The sequence below is a fragment of the Methylophaga sp. UBA3603 genome (assembly GCF_002375335.1).
Classification (GTDB): domain Bacteria; phylum Pseudomonadota; class Gammaproteobacteria; order Nitrosococcales; family Methylophagaceae; genus Methylophaga.
In genome coordinates this window covers 163,802-179,408 of sequence record NZ_DFMC01000007.1, presented here as the reverse complement: position 1 = coordinate 179,408, position 15,607 = coordinate 163,802, and the positions used below count along the sequence as shown (strand labels likewise).

Here is a 15,607-nt window from a genome sequence, read left to right as displayed (position 1 = left end):
TCAATGAGTGATTCTGCGGCAACTGTGGCGGCCACGCCAAAAACTTTTCAGGAACTGATTCTACGTCTGCAACAATACTGGGCAGAACAAGGCTGTGTGTTATTGCAACCCTATGATATGGAGGTTGGAGCGGGCACATTCCACCCGGCAACCTTCCTGCGAGCTATTGGCCCGGAGCCGTGGAGTGCGGCGTATGTACAACCATCCCGTCGCCCAACAGATGGACGTTATGGTGATAACCCGAACCGACTGCAGCATTATTACCAGTTTCAGGTTTTGATCAAACCCTCTCCATTGAATATTCAGGAGCTGTATCTGGGTTCATTAAGAATGCTGGGAATTGATACCACTATTCACGATATACGTTTTGTAGAAGATAACTGGGAATCACCAACATTAGGTGCCTGGGGCCTCGGATGGGAAGTCTGGCTCAATGGCATGGAGGTGACACAGTTCACCTACTTCCAGCAGGTTGGCGGCCTCGAATGTAAACCCGTCAGCGGCGAAATCACCTATGGTCTGGAACGTATCGCCATGTATCTGCAAGGCGTTGCAAGTGTTTATGATTTGGTCTGGGCAGATGGTCCATTAGGTAAAGTGACTTATGGCGATGTGTTTCACCAGAATGAAGTAGAAATGTCGACCTACAACTTTGAACATGCCAATACTGAACATCTGTTTCAACAGTTCGATACCTGTGAAAAAGAGAGTGAAAGAATGATTGCAGCGGGCTTGCCATTACCTGCTTATGAAATGGTTTTAAAAGCATCACATACCTTTAATTTGCTCGACGCACGTAAAGCGATTTCGGTTACAGAACGACAGCGCTTTATCCTGCGGGTCAGAACACTGGCCAGAGCAGTAGCTCAGGCTTACTATGACCGACGTGAATCTCTGGGCTTTCCGATGTTAAGCAAACAGGATGAGGTGCAGTCATGAGTGATGTACGTGATTTCCTGTTAGAACTTGGCACTGAGGAATTACCGCCTAAAGCCCTTTCGACTCTGAGTGAAGCTTTACTGAAAGGTGTCGAAAAAGGATTAGCGGAGGCTGAACTCACTTTCTCAACTTCAAAAGCCTATGCGAGTCCACGTCGTTTAGCCGTTGTCATCACAGAAATGCAGAGCCACCAGGCGGATCGGCAGATTGAAAAACGTGGACCTGCTGTTACCGCCGGTTTTGACGAAGAGGGTAACCCGACCAAAGCATTGCAGGGCTTTGCCCGTTCCTGTGGTGTGGATGTCGATGCTCTGGAAACGCTGGAAACGGATAAAGGTGCCTGGTTAGTCTATCGCGAAAAACAGTCGGGACAGGCTGCCACTGAATTACTGCCGGAGATAGTTAAACAGGCTTTGGCGGCATTGCCCATACCCAAACGAATGCGTTGGGGCAGTTTATCCGAAGAATTTGTCAGGCCTGTGCATTGGCTGATTTTGATGCTGGGGGATGAGATTATTCCGGCCAGCTTGCTGGGCGTACAATCCAATCAGCTTAGTTATGGACATCGTTTCCATCATCCACAGGCAATTCGAATCAGTAGTCCCCAAACCTACGCGCCACAATTGCTTAGCGAAGGGCATGTGATGGTTGATTTTGCTGAGCGTCGCGAAGCCATTCGCGGACAGGTCAAAGAATTGGCCAGCCAACTGGGTGGTCAGGCCATTATTGATGATGAATTGCTCGATGAAGTCACCGGACTGGTGGAATGGCCGGTTGCATTATCGGGGGAGTTTGAAAAGCGTTTTCTGGAATTGCCCTCGCAGGCACTGATCTCTTCAATGCAGGGCCATCAAAAATATTTCCCGGTAGAAGATGCGGCTGGCAAGTTACTGCCATTTTTTATTACAGTGTGTAATATTGAAAGTCGTGATCCGGCGCAAGTTATTGCCGGTAATGAACGGGTAATTCTACCCCGGTTAAGCGATGCCGCATTTTTCTGGGATACCGATAGAAAACGTCCATTAGCGGATCGTCAGGAACAACTGAAAACCATCGTGTTCCAGAATCAACTGGGTACGGTCTTTGATAAATCCCAACGAGTTGCGAAACTGGCTGGTTTTATTGCGGGCAAAATTGATGGTGATATAGCGCTTGCTGAACGCGCTGCCATGTTGGCCAAATGTGATCTGGTCACTGAAATGGTCGGTGAATTTCCCGAACTGCAAGGCATTATGGGCAACTTTTATGCTCGTCTTGATGGAGAGCAGGAAGAGTTGTCTGCAGCGATGGATGAGCAATATCTGCCACGTTTTGCCGGTGATGCTTTGCCACAGGGCAAAACCGGACAGGCATTAAGTCTTGCCGAAAAAATCGATACCTTGTGCGGACTGTTTGGCATTGGTCAGCCACCATCAGGTGCCAAAGATCCGTTTGCCTTACGTCGTGCGGCGTTAGGCATACTGAGAATTATCATCGAGAATAATCTGGATTTGGATCTGGCTGAACTTATACAACAGTCAGTGCAAAGTTACGATAAACAGCTTACTGAAACAGAAATCGTGGCTCCGGTGATGCAATATCTGTTTGATCGGTTACGTGGCTATGCGGCCGATGCCGGCCATCATGGTGATGTATTTGAAGCCGTGCTTGCTTTGAAACCCACGCGTCCATTGGACTTTATGCAGCGTATGCAGGCTGTGTCCGCTTTCCGTGAGATGGAGCAGGCCGAAGCGCTGGCTGCAGGCAATAAACGGATTGATAATATTCTGCGGAAAAACGGTGCCTACGAAGCGGGTCATCAATTAAATCCTGATTTACTGGAAGAAACGGCCGAACAAAAACTGGCTGAGACCTTACAACAAGTCTCTGCAGATGTTGCTCCGATGATGCAAAAGGCTGACTACGCCGGTGTATTACGTCGTCTGGCCGATATGCGCGACAGTATTGATGCGTTTTTTGACGAAGTCATGGTTATGGCAGAAGATGAAGCAATTCGTCATAATCGTTTGGCGTTACTGAATCAGACTCGGGCATTGTTTCTGGGTGTGGCGGATATTTCCCGATTACAAAATTAGGATGCGTATATGTCGCTGATAATTCTCGATCGTGATGGTGTGATAAACCATGATTCGGATGATTTTATTAAATCTCCGTCTGAATGGGAGCCCATTGAAGGCAGTCTGGAAGCTATTGCGAGACTGAATTATGCCGGCTATCGGGTGGTGATCATTACCAATCAATCCGGCATTGCCAGAGGCTTTTTGGATGTCGAAACCCTTAATCGTATACACAGTAAAATGCGGCGTATGCTGGCGCAGGTTGGTGGACGCATTGAAGCCATTTTTTTCTGCCCACATGGGCCTGATGATAATTGTGACTGTCGTAAACCTAAAGACGCAGCGTTTAAAGAGCTTGCCCATCGACTGCGGGTGAATCTGGATCATGTGCCTGCGGTCGGCGATTCGCTGAGAGATATTCAGGCAGCACAGTCTGCTGGAGCCAAACCCATTCTGGTGCGCACCGGAAAAGGTGAAAAGACTCTGAAGAAAGGTATCCCCAAGGATATACCAGTATATGACAACCTGGCTGCAGTGGCCGATGCATTGTTGGAAATCGTCATTTGATGCAAATTTTCCGTTCATTCATCTTTCTGATCGTTTACGCAATAACAGCCATTCTATTCTCGGTCATTGGCGTGCTAATCTGGCCATTACCGTTTAAACAGCGCTACTGGGTCGTTAGTCGTTGGGCGGTAATGAATATCTGGTTGTTAAAAGTTATTTGTGGATTGAGACTGGAAGTTGAAGGACGAGAAAATATTCCGAAAGAACCTTGTGTGATTTTATGCAAACACCAATCCGCATGGGAAACGTTGGCCTTACAGGCTGTCTTTCCTCCCCAGGTCTGGGTGTTGAAACGTGAATTATTATGGATTCCTTTTTTTGGTTGGGGACTGGCTTCATTGCGGCCAATCGCCATTGATCGAAATGCCGGCCGTCAGGCTTTGCATCAGGTAATTGAGCAGGGCAAGGAACGGTTACAATCAGGCGCAATGGTTGTGGTGTTTCCTGAAGGGACGCGTTTACCGCCTGGCACGATGGGGCGGTTTGGGGTGGGGGGAGCCCGTTTGGCGGTGGAAGCAGCTGTTCCAGTCGTTCCGGTGGCGCATAATGCCGGCAGCTTTTGGGCAAAAAAAGGCTTTCTTAAACGTCCAGGCGTGATCAAAATGGTGATTGGCGCTAAGATAGAGATTCAGGATTTGTCAGCTACGGCCGTTAATCAAAAGGCTTACGATTGGATGACATCAACCATGACCCAACTGGAAGGGAAAACACCGGTGCAATTTACTAAAGGTGAGCAGCGTGGCGAGAGCTGAAGGTATTTTACGGTTATTAATTATTGACGATTCGCTTACTGAAGCTGACGCTATTATTAATATATTACGCAGTGCAGGCCATGCGGTCAGAGCTGGACGTGAAGATGATTTTGACGCATTGGAGCAGTCATTAAGCAAGCAAAGCTGGGATTTGCTTATTTGCCGTGATAATTTGCCAGCGCTGGCTCCTGTTGAAATTGTTAACGTAATCAAACGCCTGGGTAAGGATTTACCATGCATTGTGATTACTGAAAATAAAGCCGCTGAAAAAGAATTGTTCCGGACCGGCGTTCAGGATGTTGTCTTGAAAGATGACATTGAACGGCTGAAGTTCGTTGTTGAGCGTGAACTGGATAATCTGTTTATGCGACGTCTTGGACGACGCAATGAACGTGCATTGCGCGAGAGTGAAAAACGCTCCCGAGCTTTACTGGAAAGCTCCAGAGATGCCGTGGCCTATATGCACGAGGGTATGCATTTATATGTTAACAGTGCCTACCTGAATCTGTTTGGTTATGAAGAACAGGAAGACATTGATGGTTTGCCAATTCTGGATTTGATTGATCCTGACGACCACGCCAAATTTAAAATGGTATTTCGTCAGTTTACTGAGCAGGTCGATTCGAAACCGGCTACGGTCACAGCTCAGTGTTTGAAGAGTGGTGGTTATGCATTTGATGCGGATATCGAGTTCAGCCATGCACAGGTAGAAGGGGAAGAATGTACTCAGGTTGTTGTTCGTGATCGCAATGTCGCCGTTGTTGAAGACAACGATCAACTACAACGTTTACGTGACTTTGATTTTCTGACCGGACTATACAATCGAACGCGTTTTGTAGATGCGTTACAGCTTGCAGTTAACCAGGCAGCTGAAAATCAGCAGGATTCTGCTTTGCTTTACATGGTGCTGGATGACTTTCAGCAAATTAAAGAGCTTGTAGGTCTTACGACCAGCGATGTTCTGATTAAAAGTGTTGCCGATCTATTGCTACAAACAGCCGAAGAGGGTGAAACGGTCGGCCGTTACGGTGATCAGATCTTTACCATTATTATCCCCAGCACCGACGAAAGTTTTGTGGATAAACGAGCCGATGATTTTTTGAAGAGCGTTGCTGATTTTGTTTCACATACCAACGGTAAAATGATCGATTTGCACTGTAGTATTGGGATAGCGCGTATCAGTGAAAATGTCGCCTCAGCCCAAACGGCTCTGGAGAATGCTGATAAAGCCTGTACTATTGCCCAGCATGCTGGCGGCAATCAGACAGCTCGATTCCAGGAGAAAATGCCCCAGAGTGATTCAGGCGAACTTTCTGCTTGGAAAACAGTGTTGCAAAATGCCCTGAACAACGATTTATTCAATATTCATTTTCAACCCATTGTTGCTTTGCACGGTCCTCAACAAGAGTTCTATGACGTTCTGTTAAGATTGCAGGACGGAAACAAAATCTTGCGAGCGGAGGAGTTTATTCAGCATGCTGTCAAGTTGCAGATGATGGCAGAGGTGGATAAATGGGTCATACGCACAGCACTTAAAATGCTGTCAGAACATCAAAAAACGCATCCTAAAACACGGTTTTTTATTAAACTTTCTGAACAGACTCTGCATGAAAAAGATTATGTAGACTGGTTATCAGCCACCCTTTCAGCACATAATTTGACCGGGCAGGCGCTGATATTTGAGATCAGTGAAACAGCTGCCGTGGATAATATTGAAGACACCAAAAATACTATTGCCAAACTTAAGGCCATTGGCTGTGAATTTGGATTAGAGCATTTTGGTTCCGGTATAGGATTTTCGCATAGTCTGAATGTGCTTGATGTTGACTATCTGAAAATCAACGGTAATTTTGTCGAAAATATGGCGAACGATACTGAAAATCAGGCAGCCATAAAAGCGATAATCGATATGGCAAAGCAGGCTGAAAAACCCTGTATTGCCGAGTTTGTCTCAGACGCAGTCAGTCTTGCTCTTTTATGGCGGTTGGGTGTTGATTACGCCCAAGGTTATTATATTCATAAGCCTTCAGATAAGCTTGATTACAACTTTGAAGACGAAGATCTCTAATCAGTTTAGAGAAGGTTCTGATAAATATAACAGGCTGATTTGAAGTGCAAAATCAGCCTGTTAAGCGTTAAATGCGACCGGAACGTAATGCTTCAATCCGTTTTTCAAGCGGAGGATGCGTCATAAATAATGCCGAAATCCCTGCACGTCCACCTGAAATACCAAATGCATGTAATTGATCGGGTAAAGCCTCTTCGGCAGTGCCTGCCAGGCGTTGTAAGGCAGCAATCATTTTTCCTGAGCCAACAAGCCTTGCTGCGCCGGCATCGGCACGAAACTCCCGCTGACGACTGAACCACATCACGATAATACTGGCGAGAATACCCAGCACTAATTCAGCAATGATTGAGGTAATCCAGAAAGCTGGACCATGTCCTCGTTCGGTTTTGAAAACCGTCCGGTCCACCAGATGGCCAATCACTCTGGATAATACGATAACAAATGTATTCACCACCCCTTGAATCAACGCCATGGTCACCATATCGCCATTCGCTACATGACTGACTTCATGTGCCAAAACAGCTTCTACTTCATCCTGTGTCATCGATTGCATCAGACCACTACTGACCGCGACCAGGGCATTGTTACGATTCATGCCGGTGGCAAAAGCATTAGGTTGCGGTGATTGATAGATGGCCACTTCAGGCATACCAATGCCCGCCTGTTGTGCCTGACGTGACACAGTATCCACCAACCACTTTTCAGTTTGATTTTTGGGTGAAGTAATTACTTCTGCGCCGGTCAGGCGTTTTGCTGTCCATTTTGAAATAGCCAGAGAAATGAATGAACCGCTGAAGCCAATAATTCCCGCAAAAATAAGCAAGGAGGTCATATCTAAACCAGAACCTTGCTCATCCAAAAGACTATCTATACCGAGCAGTCGCATTGTCACGCTTAATACCGCTAACACCGCAATATTGGTGGCAAGGTACAACATGATTCGTTTCATTCGAGATTCCTTGAGATTAAGTTGTCAGTAATATGGGTCAGCAACGGACTGTTTTCAAGCGGCAACCGCTAAATTTTGAACCAATATAGTGGCCAGATGATGAGCATTATTCTGCTCGGTTTCGTCTAGCATTAAACTGCAAATGATGTCACCTTTATCGATAACACTTCCTTCGGCAGGCAAGTCATGGCAATACTCTGGCCAGTCAAAATCCACCGGGATAATGATTTGTTCCGGAGCAAAACAAAACCATAAGATTCGTTTTTTTGCAGGAAGTTCAAGCGCTGTTTCAGGCATACCCCCCGTCAAACTCATCAACTGCCAACTGATAATGGGAGCATGATCCGGCAATAACTGACAGGAAGCGGTAGGACGTGGATTCAGTTCCAGCAGAAAAATTTCGCCGGATGGCTTGAGAATAAAATCCAATGACATCAAACCGATTAACGACAGATGTTCAGTCAGTTTTTGTAATGTCTGATGGAGAAAGTTTTGTTGTTTTAACTCAATTTGGAGGCCACTTGAGATAGCGTTTAGACTGAAGTTATACAGGCTGAGATTAACAGGAAATTGCTCATTGAAAAGTAATAACTGAATGTCATCCGCTGCAGCCAGAAACAGCACGGACCCACTGATACCCTCAATATATTGTTGATAATATCGGTCGGGACTTTCTGGTACCAAATTTGCTTCAACAATGTGTGTTCCTCCCCAACTGGCAGCCGATTTGGCTAGCCATTTACTATTTTCCGTCTGGGGTTTTTGGAATGTTGTTGGAGGATGCGGTAAAGATAATTTTTCCAGTATCGCAATCCATTTTTCAGGGAGGCAAATCTGCTCAAAGCACTCATATGAGGGCCCTGCAAATTTGATATGAGCGGGTAACTTTGGCAGAGCAGGATAAAAACGTTCGATACCGGTGCCACAGATTAACCAGCATGGCTCATCATCACTTAAGGTAATAATGGTCTGTAGCCATTGATGTTCTTCAAGGTTATCCAACGCAGATAGTTGCAGAAATCTATCTGCAGCGTCGAGGGTATCAATGTCAGCAAAGCAATCAGCTACACGGAGGGTATAACCCTCCCGTCTAGCCGATTGCGCCAGCATTCTTGCGCTTTGTGCAACGATCAACAGGAGCATCGGATGTTCAGCCATTACTGGCTCCTGTACTTTCTATGCTTAAACCAGTTTACGAGCACCTTCAAAGGCATTACGGAAATCCAGATAAACAGGTTTATCACTTTCCAGTGTTTCTCTGAGTAATGCTTGCTGCAGTTTATATTTCACATTACCAACTGCAAGTGCGCCGATACCGACAGCATTTGGACATTGTGGGGCAAATTTCAGCGGTTCGCCGTTATCCATTAACTCGAGACCTTCAATACCCAGTGGGGCAACGGCGTTTACATCGCCGGCCACTTTAAGTTTTTTAGCATCGCTCAACACAGAAGCATTCAAGACCTGAATACCTGCTTTAGCGGTACAGAAGACCACATCAGCATCGCTTAACAAACGGGCTTTATCTGCATCAGATGCAGCAGTGGTGGCTCGTAAGTTTACCCCGTAACGTTTACGGGCCTCATCAGAAAACTGCAGAGCGGTATCCAGTGAAAAGTGATCAACAATTGTGGTTTCAGCACCTTGCAGTGCGGCAATTACTGCGGTGGCAAGTCCCACTGGACCAGTACCGCCAAACACAACCGCTTTAACACCTTTGTAATCCTGTTTGAATTGTTTCTTTAATTCACGTTCGACACAGGCCACCAACGCCGCTGCAGTGGTAAAAGCACCACTTGGATCTGCAAATACCGGAATTTCGAATGGAGGGACCATTGCAGACTTAGCTGCATCAAGCATATCCATTGCCAAGCCAATATCTCTTCCACCGATAAACATACCCGTCTTTTTTACACCGGCAGGGCCACGAGAAAAAATGGCGTCTTGCGTTAAGCCAGCAACCTCTTTCAACTCAACGTTATTGTAAGGCATGATGATGTCATAACCGGCATCCAATGCCATGTTGATATCAAACGGACTGTTTTGTTTCATAGGGTTGAGCATATGAATGATGGAGCGCTTGGACATGTTAATCCCTCACTGTTTATTAAAATGTAAAGTCTTGCCGTCGATTGTAATGCCAGCACCCTTATTAACGCCAGCAGCACTAATTAATTCAATATTCTGCAATTGAGGATCTGCGTCAATCACGCCACGTAGCTCGTCGATAAGCTGATCCGCCTGAGACTGACTCTCGGTAAATACGCAGGATGTTGGACCCCATGAGCTTTGTGCCATGCCGTTAAAGCCCAGAGACTTGCTGTGTTCCATCAATATGGCTATGGCTTTGCTGGTGTACTGGCCACCTTGTGCTGGGGCAAAATGCTGACCAATCAGGGCTTGAATTTCGCTCACGGCGGAACCGAATAATTGAATATCCTGCTCAATTAATGCGGGGAGTAGCTGCATCAACGTCAAGTGACAAATACGCTGGCAGTGCTGTAAAGGGAACGTAGGCAATTGCTGAAATGCCTGGATTTCAGTTTGACCATGAATGCCCTGATGGCTTTTATCCATCAACATTACCAGTCGCCACTGAGAGGGGAAGTCATGCTGAAATAATCTGACCGGTGTCTGTGAGTTAGGCCCTAAGCCCGCATCTACTACAAAACCACCGGTATCAAAGGTACTGATCCCAATTCCTGATCGCTTTCCACGATCCATTGCCAGAGCAATTTTTGCGGTGGGAATGTCCAGCTGATGATGGTTCGCCAGTATCTGACCAATGACTAGAGCGAGCTGAGTGCCTGAGCCGAGCCCCGCATGTTCTGGAATCAACGAGTGAATGGTGAGGTTGACTTGGCGTAAATCAGTCGGGATATTCGACCCTAACGTGAGATAAAACTGATTAATCAGTTTAGTGATTTTGTGACGAATAGAGTCTGAAACGGGGGTATCTGAGGGGGGCTGATCATCAGAATCAGTAAGGCTGATTTTAGTATAGTGACTATCTACTGCCAAACCGATACTGCCAAAATGACGGCCTAAGCCGCCATTTAGATCCAGAAAACCTAGGTGGAGTCTTGCCGGAGCCTGTATACAAATCGTCTGAAGCTTAACAGGTGAAACCGGTTGTTGCATTGCTATCACTAGGCGTTATCAATTTTACAGGCGATATCGTAGATAGTGGTTTCGTCCAAAAACAAGTCATTGGTGTCAAACAGTGAAGCCACTGCTCCTCGATGTACCTTCATTTTAAAGTTACCAATCGCAATAGCACCGTAAAAACGCACTCCCTGTTTTTCCGTCCCGTTATCCATCACTTCCATACCTTCAACACCCAACGGTGGAACCGCATTAACATCAGCAATCACTTCGAGTGTTTTGCTAGCAGTCCAGGTCGCCTCTGGAACAATACAAACACCAGCGGGACCGGCAGCAATAGCCACATGGGCGTCTTTAAGCAATGCAGCAACGGCTTCATCACTCCGTGTTTCACCGGGAATCACATCAACCCCATAGGCTTTTTTCATATGTTCAACAGTGGCTTTGCTTCGCGCCATACTACGGCAGGTTAGGGTGACTTTGCTTGCACCCTCTTTTAACAGGTACAAGGCAGTTCGTTGCCCTACAGGTCCTGCCCCAAGAATCGCCACATTTTTGCCGGTAATATCGTAGTCAGTCATTACTTTTCGGGCAATTGCTGCTGCGGTGGTATTAGACCCATTTGGATCCAGCATGACCGAAACTCGAACGGGGCCAAAGAATGCTTTTTTTACAGCTTCTCCGACAAGCTCACTGGATGCTACATTTGAACCACCGATAAAAATTGCGCTGTTTTTCAGGTTCTTTCCACCGCGGGTAAAAATCATGCCATGAACATGAGAGGTGACATTGTCACGCGTTGCTCCACCATGCGCGATAATATTATCCACGCCGGAGTCATAGGCAACAGCTTGATCAAATGTGCTCGCGACGGTATCAGTATCGAGATGAAGCAGTAATTTTTTCATCATGTTCTCCTGCGTTTAGCATGGCTTGATGTGAGATAAATAAACGCTGGATTTTACCCTATGTTGTTTCTGTGAGGAAATTAAACTGCCATTATGCTCTATCAAAAAGTTTGATTGGCAATACGTTAAAGTGGCAATATCCTGTTCCTGTGTAGGAACTTGTCTTCCAAATTACCAGTCACAGCAGCACCATATAATAAAATTTTAGGAGTAGAGAATGAAGAAAACCAGTCTGACAGTCCTGTTTGCCAGTATGACCATGTTAAGTGCCTCCGCTATTGCCGATGACCATATGGATTTTTCTACGGTGACTAAGGTGCAATACGTCAATGATTGTATGCAGGCAAATACAAATTTAAACGTCTATGAAGGTGTGCATAAATGTTCATGCGTAGTGGACAAACTTGATGAAGCTTTTACTCAGACTGAGTTCGAAGATGTCAACACCGCTTATATGTACCAAAATATGCCAGCAGACAAAGGTGCACAGTTCCGCGATGATAAAGGTTTAAGTGGCGGTATAGATAAATACGAAGAAGTCTCGGCTTCAGCTTATAAAGAATGTCGCATCCAATAATTTCTGATAGATATCAGCGACAAAAAAAAGGCCGTTTAAAACGGCCTTTTTTTTTGCATGGGCGTAGTGAAAATGTCCGCTATATTTGTTTATCCATGCTGTAAGTCATTTCTTTAGTGTCATTCACCATCGCTTTTAACACACCATGTTTTTGCGGCGTGAAGGTAAACCGGATACTTGGGTCTTCACTTATAGAAATGCCAGCCTCAAGTGTAATCAGGTTTTCATCATCAAAATCTATGACGATTTCTTTCACATAATGCGGTGGAATATAGCCACGGGTTTTTTGATCAAACTGTAAGCCACTATTATTCGGGTGACTTACAACTACCTGTGCCTTTGTTGTTTCGCCAATGTTGGCTTCTCGCATACGAATCTGCATTTTGCCCAGTCGAGCCATAGCGGCTTCCATGTCTTTACCTGCAGGAGCACTACATCCTCCTGAGGCTTTGACAAATTTTGACACCATATGCAAAGAACCATCATTCATTTCTGCAATAGCGCGCATATCGGTGTACTGATCGACCCTGACCCGAGTAGCGATATCAATATCACCCAGTGTCGGTGATAAATGGAAATTCGCAGAATACGGCATCGGGTTTTTATCAATGATGATATGTATGTTTTTAATGTATCTTTCAGCGGTCTGTGGCTGAACCGATTTGACACTGATTGGAACAATGGCAGCATCTTCAGCCCGGGTAGGCGCTTCAAGGATCAAAACATCATCGGCATTTTCATGAATTTCACGATCACCAAAATAGGTTTGTTTAAGCGCTGACCATAAATCCTCTTCAGCTGTTGCAGCATTTGCAATGAAGCTATGACTCATAAAAACTGCAAATACAGCCCAAAAAATTGTATTTCGCCCCATCATTTTCGCTCTCCTAATAATTATTATTCCCACTCTAGTTCTACAAAAGCAGCGGTAACATTTCGACGATGATATTCTTCAAAAAGTTTCCACTTTTCAGCTTCTTGCGTGCCTACCGAGTCAATGGCTTGTTCAATGGTTCCCAGATCATTAATGATGACTCTAATCTCTTCACGTACGGTGGTCAGATAGCGCAGTAAATCCTGCCAGCCTTTTGAGTTTTCACCGTTAAAAGCAGTACCGTGACCCGGAATGATCATTGTCGCATCATGTTCAATTAAGGTATCAAGGGCATCAATCCAGCCGTTAATACTGCCATCCAAGGCCGGAATACGTTCAACGAATAATAAATCACCGGTCCATAATGTACTGGTTTTTTCATCATAAACGGTTAAATCATGATCAGTATGCGCCGTGGTAAATGCGGTTAAAATCAGTGGCCGGTTACCAAGATCCAATGTTAATGGTGAGCCAACCTTAACCAGGGTCTTCGCTTCGATAAACTCGGTGCCTTTGTAGGCATCACCCAAAATCTCTGAAAACTGTCTGGCAAAGTGTTGCTGTCGACTGGCCATTGCAGCCGGTAATTTTTCGTGACCTACAAATTCCGGCTTATCGGTCTTAAAAGCTGCATTTCCTAAAACATGATCCGGGTGCACATGGGTATTGATAACATAACAGATCGGCAAGTCACTATGCTGGCGGATGGTTTTACGCAATAACTTACCTTCCTGAAAACTGCCGCCGCTATCGATGACGGCAATGCATTGCTCACCAATGATAAAACCAACATTGGCAATGGCGCCCAGATTCTTAGCATCCGCTTCTTCGTGGCTGCCCTGGTGGTAAAAAACACCTTCAGCAACCTGCTGCACCTTATAGTTGTCTGCCTGAAGACTGCTGGCAAAGGCAAAGGATGAAACAGTAATAGATAGAAATGAAATTAATATACGCATGTTGATGACTCACTAATTGTCAGCGTCTGAACTGTTACAATAACGCACTTTATCGCAATACATCCACATAGCTAGCAGAGAACTTTTGATTATGACAATTCGTACGCGTTTTGCACCCAGCCCGACAGGATATCTTCACGTAGGCGGCGCCCGTACCGCACTCTTTTCATGGCTCTATGCCAGAAAACATGGCGGCCGTTTTGTATTAAGGATTGAAGATACCGATATCGAACGCTCATCAGCTGAATCGGTGAACGCGATTCTCGAAGGCATGACATGGATGGGGTTGGATTATGACGAAGGCCCTTTTTATCAAACGCAACGTTTTGATCGTTACAAGGAAATTATCCAGCAACTAATGGATCAGGGCGATGCTTATTACTGTTATTGCAGTAAAGACGAACTGGAAGCAATGCGTGAAGAGCAACGTGCCAATAAGCAAAAACCACGATACGACGGACGATGCCGTCATCTATCCACTCCCCGAGAAGGTGTTGAACCGGTTATCCGCTTTAAAAACCCTACCGTGGGCCAAGTGGTGGTTGAAGATGCCATTCGAGGCAATGTGGTTTTTGAGAATAGTGAGCTGGATGATTTGGTTATCGCCCGTCCAGATGGCACGCCCACCTATAACTTAACCGTAGTGGTAGATGATTTGGATATGCAGATGACCCACGTTATCCGTGGTGATGATCATTTGAATAACTCTCCACGGCAAATAAATATTTTTAAAGCACTGGGCGCTAAACCACCCGTTTTTGCTCATGTACCGATGATTTTAGGTGATGATGGCGCACGCCTGTCCAAACGACATGGAGCAGTCAGTGTCATGAGTTATCGTGATGCGGGATATCTTCCCGAAGCATTGCTGAATTATCTGGTCAGATTAGGTTGGTCTCATGGTGATCAGGAAATTTTTTCTCTTGCTGAGATGACGCAGTTATTCGATATCCAGGATGTGAACAAAGCAGCATCCAGCTTTAATACGGATAAATTAATCTGGCTTAATCAGCATTATATTAAAACCAGTTCCCCGGAACACGTTGCACAGCATTTGAGCTGGCATATGGGTGAGTTGGGTATCGACCCTGCTGATGGTCCAGCACTGATAGATGTTGTGGTGTTGTTGCAGGAGCGTGCCAAAACTCTTAAAGAGATGGCGGAATCAAGTGTGTACTTCTACCGGGACGTCGAAACCTATGATGAAAAGGCTGCACAGAAAAATCTGACTGAAGCCAGCTTGCCATTATTAGAAGCCGTATTGGCAGAATTGACTGAGCTCAAAGATTGGCTGGCTGAACCGATTCATTCAGTCATCAAGAACTGTGCTGACAAACATGAAGTTGGTATGGGCAAAGTGGCACAGCCAATACGGGTAGCGATAACAGGAAATACGATTTCTCCTTCCTTGGATGCGACTTTAGAGCTCTATGGTCGAGAGCGCGCACTCACCGCTATTCAGTCTGCAATTAGATGGATCAAAGATCATGCCTGATTTTTAGCTGAAAAATAAAGTTGTTAAATTTCAAAAGCTTATGTTGTCGGGAAAATCTTCCCGAAAATAAGATGGAAATACTCATAAAAAAGTTGTGTAAAGTTCTTGACGAACCCGGGAAGTCGGATTAAGGTTCGTCATACGCATGAGGTTCATCCGAACAAATCGTGACGTACAAAACTAAAAAGCAATAGAGGACAACTTTATGAAGCTGAAAACATTATCAATTGCAATGATGGGATTAGCAGCACCAGGTCTGGTGGCTGCTGATGAACTCATCGATATGCAAAAAAATGCTAATAACTGGGTTATGCCAGCAGGTAACTATGCTAACCAACGTTACAGCGAACTGACTCAAAT

General features: G+C 45.5%; 14 protein-coding genes. 7 read left to right on the top strand and 7 right to left on the bottom strand.

Annotated elements, in window-relative coordinates; translation table 11 throughout:
• Positions 1–3 precede the first annotated feature (3 nt).
• The 5 genes from glyQ to B4F66_RS04545 are packed head-to-tail and all read left to right on the top strand — an operon-like array spanning position 4 to position 6,383.
• Entirely contained in the window at positions 4–939 is a 936-nt protein-coding gene (gene glyQ / locus B4F66_RS04565) for a glycine--tRNA ligase subunit alpha (RefSeq protein ID WP_292354657.1), read from the top strand.
• A complete protein-coding gene (glyS, locus tag B4F66_RS04560) occupies positions 936–3,014 on the top strand; it encodes a glycine--tRNA ligase subunit beta (protein ID WP_292354658.1) in 2,079 nt (692 codons plus the stop codon). Before glyQ ends, glyS begins: the two co-directional genes overlap by 4 nt.
• Positions 3,015–3,023: 9 nt before the next feature.
• The gene (gene gmhB, locus B4F66_RS04555; protein WP_292354660.1) at positions 3,024–3,563 is read left to right on the top strand and encodes a D-glycero-beta-D-manno-heptose 1,7-bisphosphate 7-phosphatase; all 540 of its coding nucleotides are present in this window, start codon (positions 3,024–3,026) and stop codon (positions 3,561–3,563) included.
• Complete coding sequence (locus tag B4F66_RS04550; RefSeq protein WP_292354662.1) at positions 3,563–4,315, top strand: lysophospholipid acyltransferase family protein; 753 nt, start codon at positions 3,563–3,565, stop codon at positions 4,313–4,315. The genes gmhB and B4F66_RS04550 overlap by 1 nt, the downstream gene beginning before the upstream one ends.
• Positions 4,302–6,383 (top strand): EAL domain-containing protein, encoded by a 2,082-nt coding sequence (locus tag B4F66_RS04545; protein WP_292354664.1) that lies wholly within the window; start codon positions 4,302–4,304, stop codon positions 6,381–6,383. The genes B4F66_RS04550 and B4F66_RS04545 overlap by 14 nt, the downstream gene beginning before the upstream one ends.
• Positions 6,384–6,450: 67 nt before the next feature.
• On the opposite strand, the gene htpX is transcribed toward B4F66_RS04545, so the two are convergent.
• The 5 genes from htpX to B4F66_RS04520 are packed head-to-tail and all read right to left on the bottom strand — an operon-like array spanning position 6,451 to position 11,348.
• Positions 6,451–7,332 carry a protease HtpX gene (htpX, locus tag B4F66_RS04540; protein WP_292354666.1) on the bottom strand — a complete coding sequence of 294 codons (882 nt, stop codon included), beginning with the start codon at positions 7,330–7,332 and terminating at the stop codon, positions 6,451–6,453.
• A 54-nt stretch (positions 7,333–7,386) separates the two neighbouring features.
• Complete coding sequence (locus tag B4F66_RS04535; RefSeq protein ID WP_292354668.1) at positions 7,387–8,490, bottom strand: ATP-grasp domain-containing protein; 1,104 nt, start codon at positions 8,488–8,490, stop codon at positions 7,387–7,389.
• A gap of 24 nt (positions 8,491–8,514) precedes the next feature.
• Positions 8,515–9,420 carry an NAD(P)-dependent methylenetetrahydromethanopterin dehydrogenase gene (locus B4F66_RS04530; RefSeq protein WP_292354669.1) on the bottom strand — a complete coding sequence of 302 codons (906 nt, stop codon included), beginning with the start codon at positions 9,418–9,420 and terminating at the stop codon, positions 8,515–8,517.
• Between the two features lie 9 nt (positions 9,421–9,429).
• A complete protein-coding gene (locus B4F66_RS04525; RefSeq protein ID WP_292354671.1) occupies positions 9,430–10,473 on the bottom strand; it encodes a beta-ribofuranosylaminobenzene 5'-phosphate synthase family protein in 1,044 nt (347 codons plus the stop codon).
• A gap of 8 nt (positions 10,474–10,481) precedes the next feature.
• Entirely contained in the window at positions 10,482–11,348 is an 867-nt protein-coding gene (locus tag B4F66_RS04520; RefSeq protein WP_292411173.1) for an NAD(P)-dependent methylenetetrahydromethanopterin dehydrogenase, read from the bottom strand.
• A gap of 214 nt (positions 11,349–11,562) precedes the next feature.
• Here B4F66_RS04520 and B4F66_RS04515 point away from each other — a divergent pair, with 214 nt between their 5' ends.
• Positions 11,563–11,922 (top strand): hypothetical protein, encoded by a 360-nt coding sequence (locus B4F66_RS04515; RefSeq protein ID WP_292354675.1) that lies wholly within the window; start codon positions 11,563–11,565, stop codon positions 11,920–11,922.
• 79 nt (positions 11,923–12,001) lie between these two features.
• Here the strand turns inward: B4F66_RS04515 and B4F66_RS04510 are convergent, their stop codons facing one another.
• Entirely contained in the window at positions 12,002–12,754 is a 753-nt protein-coding gene (locus B4F66_RS04510; RefSeq protein WP_292354676.1) for a quinoprotein dehydrogenase-associated SoxYZ-like carrier, read from the bottom strand.
• A 65-nt stretch (positions 12,755–12,819) separates the two neighbouring features.
• Complete coding sequence (locus tag B4F66_RS04505) at positions 12,820–13,752, bottom strand: quinoprotein relay system zinc metallohydrolase 2 (RefSeq protein ID WP_292354678.1); 933 nt, start codon at positions 13,750–13,752, stop codon at positions 12,820–12,822.
• Positions 13,753–13,843: 91 nt separating this feature from the next.
• Between B4F66_RS04505 and gltX the strand changes: the two genes are divergently transcribed.
• Positions 13,844–15,247 carry a glutamate--tRNA ligase gene (gene gltX / locus B4F66_RS04500; protein WP_292354679.1) on the top strand — a complete coding sequence of 468 codons (1,404 nt, stop codon included), beginning with the start codon at positions 13,844–13,846 and terminating at the stop codon, positions 15,245–15,247.
• The last annotated feature ends 360 nt before the right edge of the window (positions 15,248–15,607 follow it).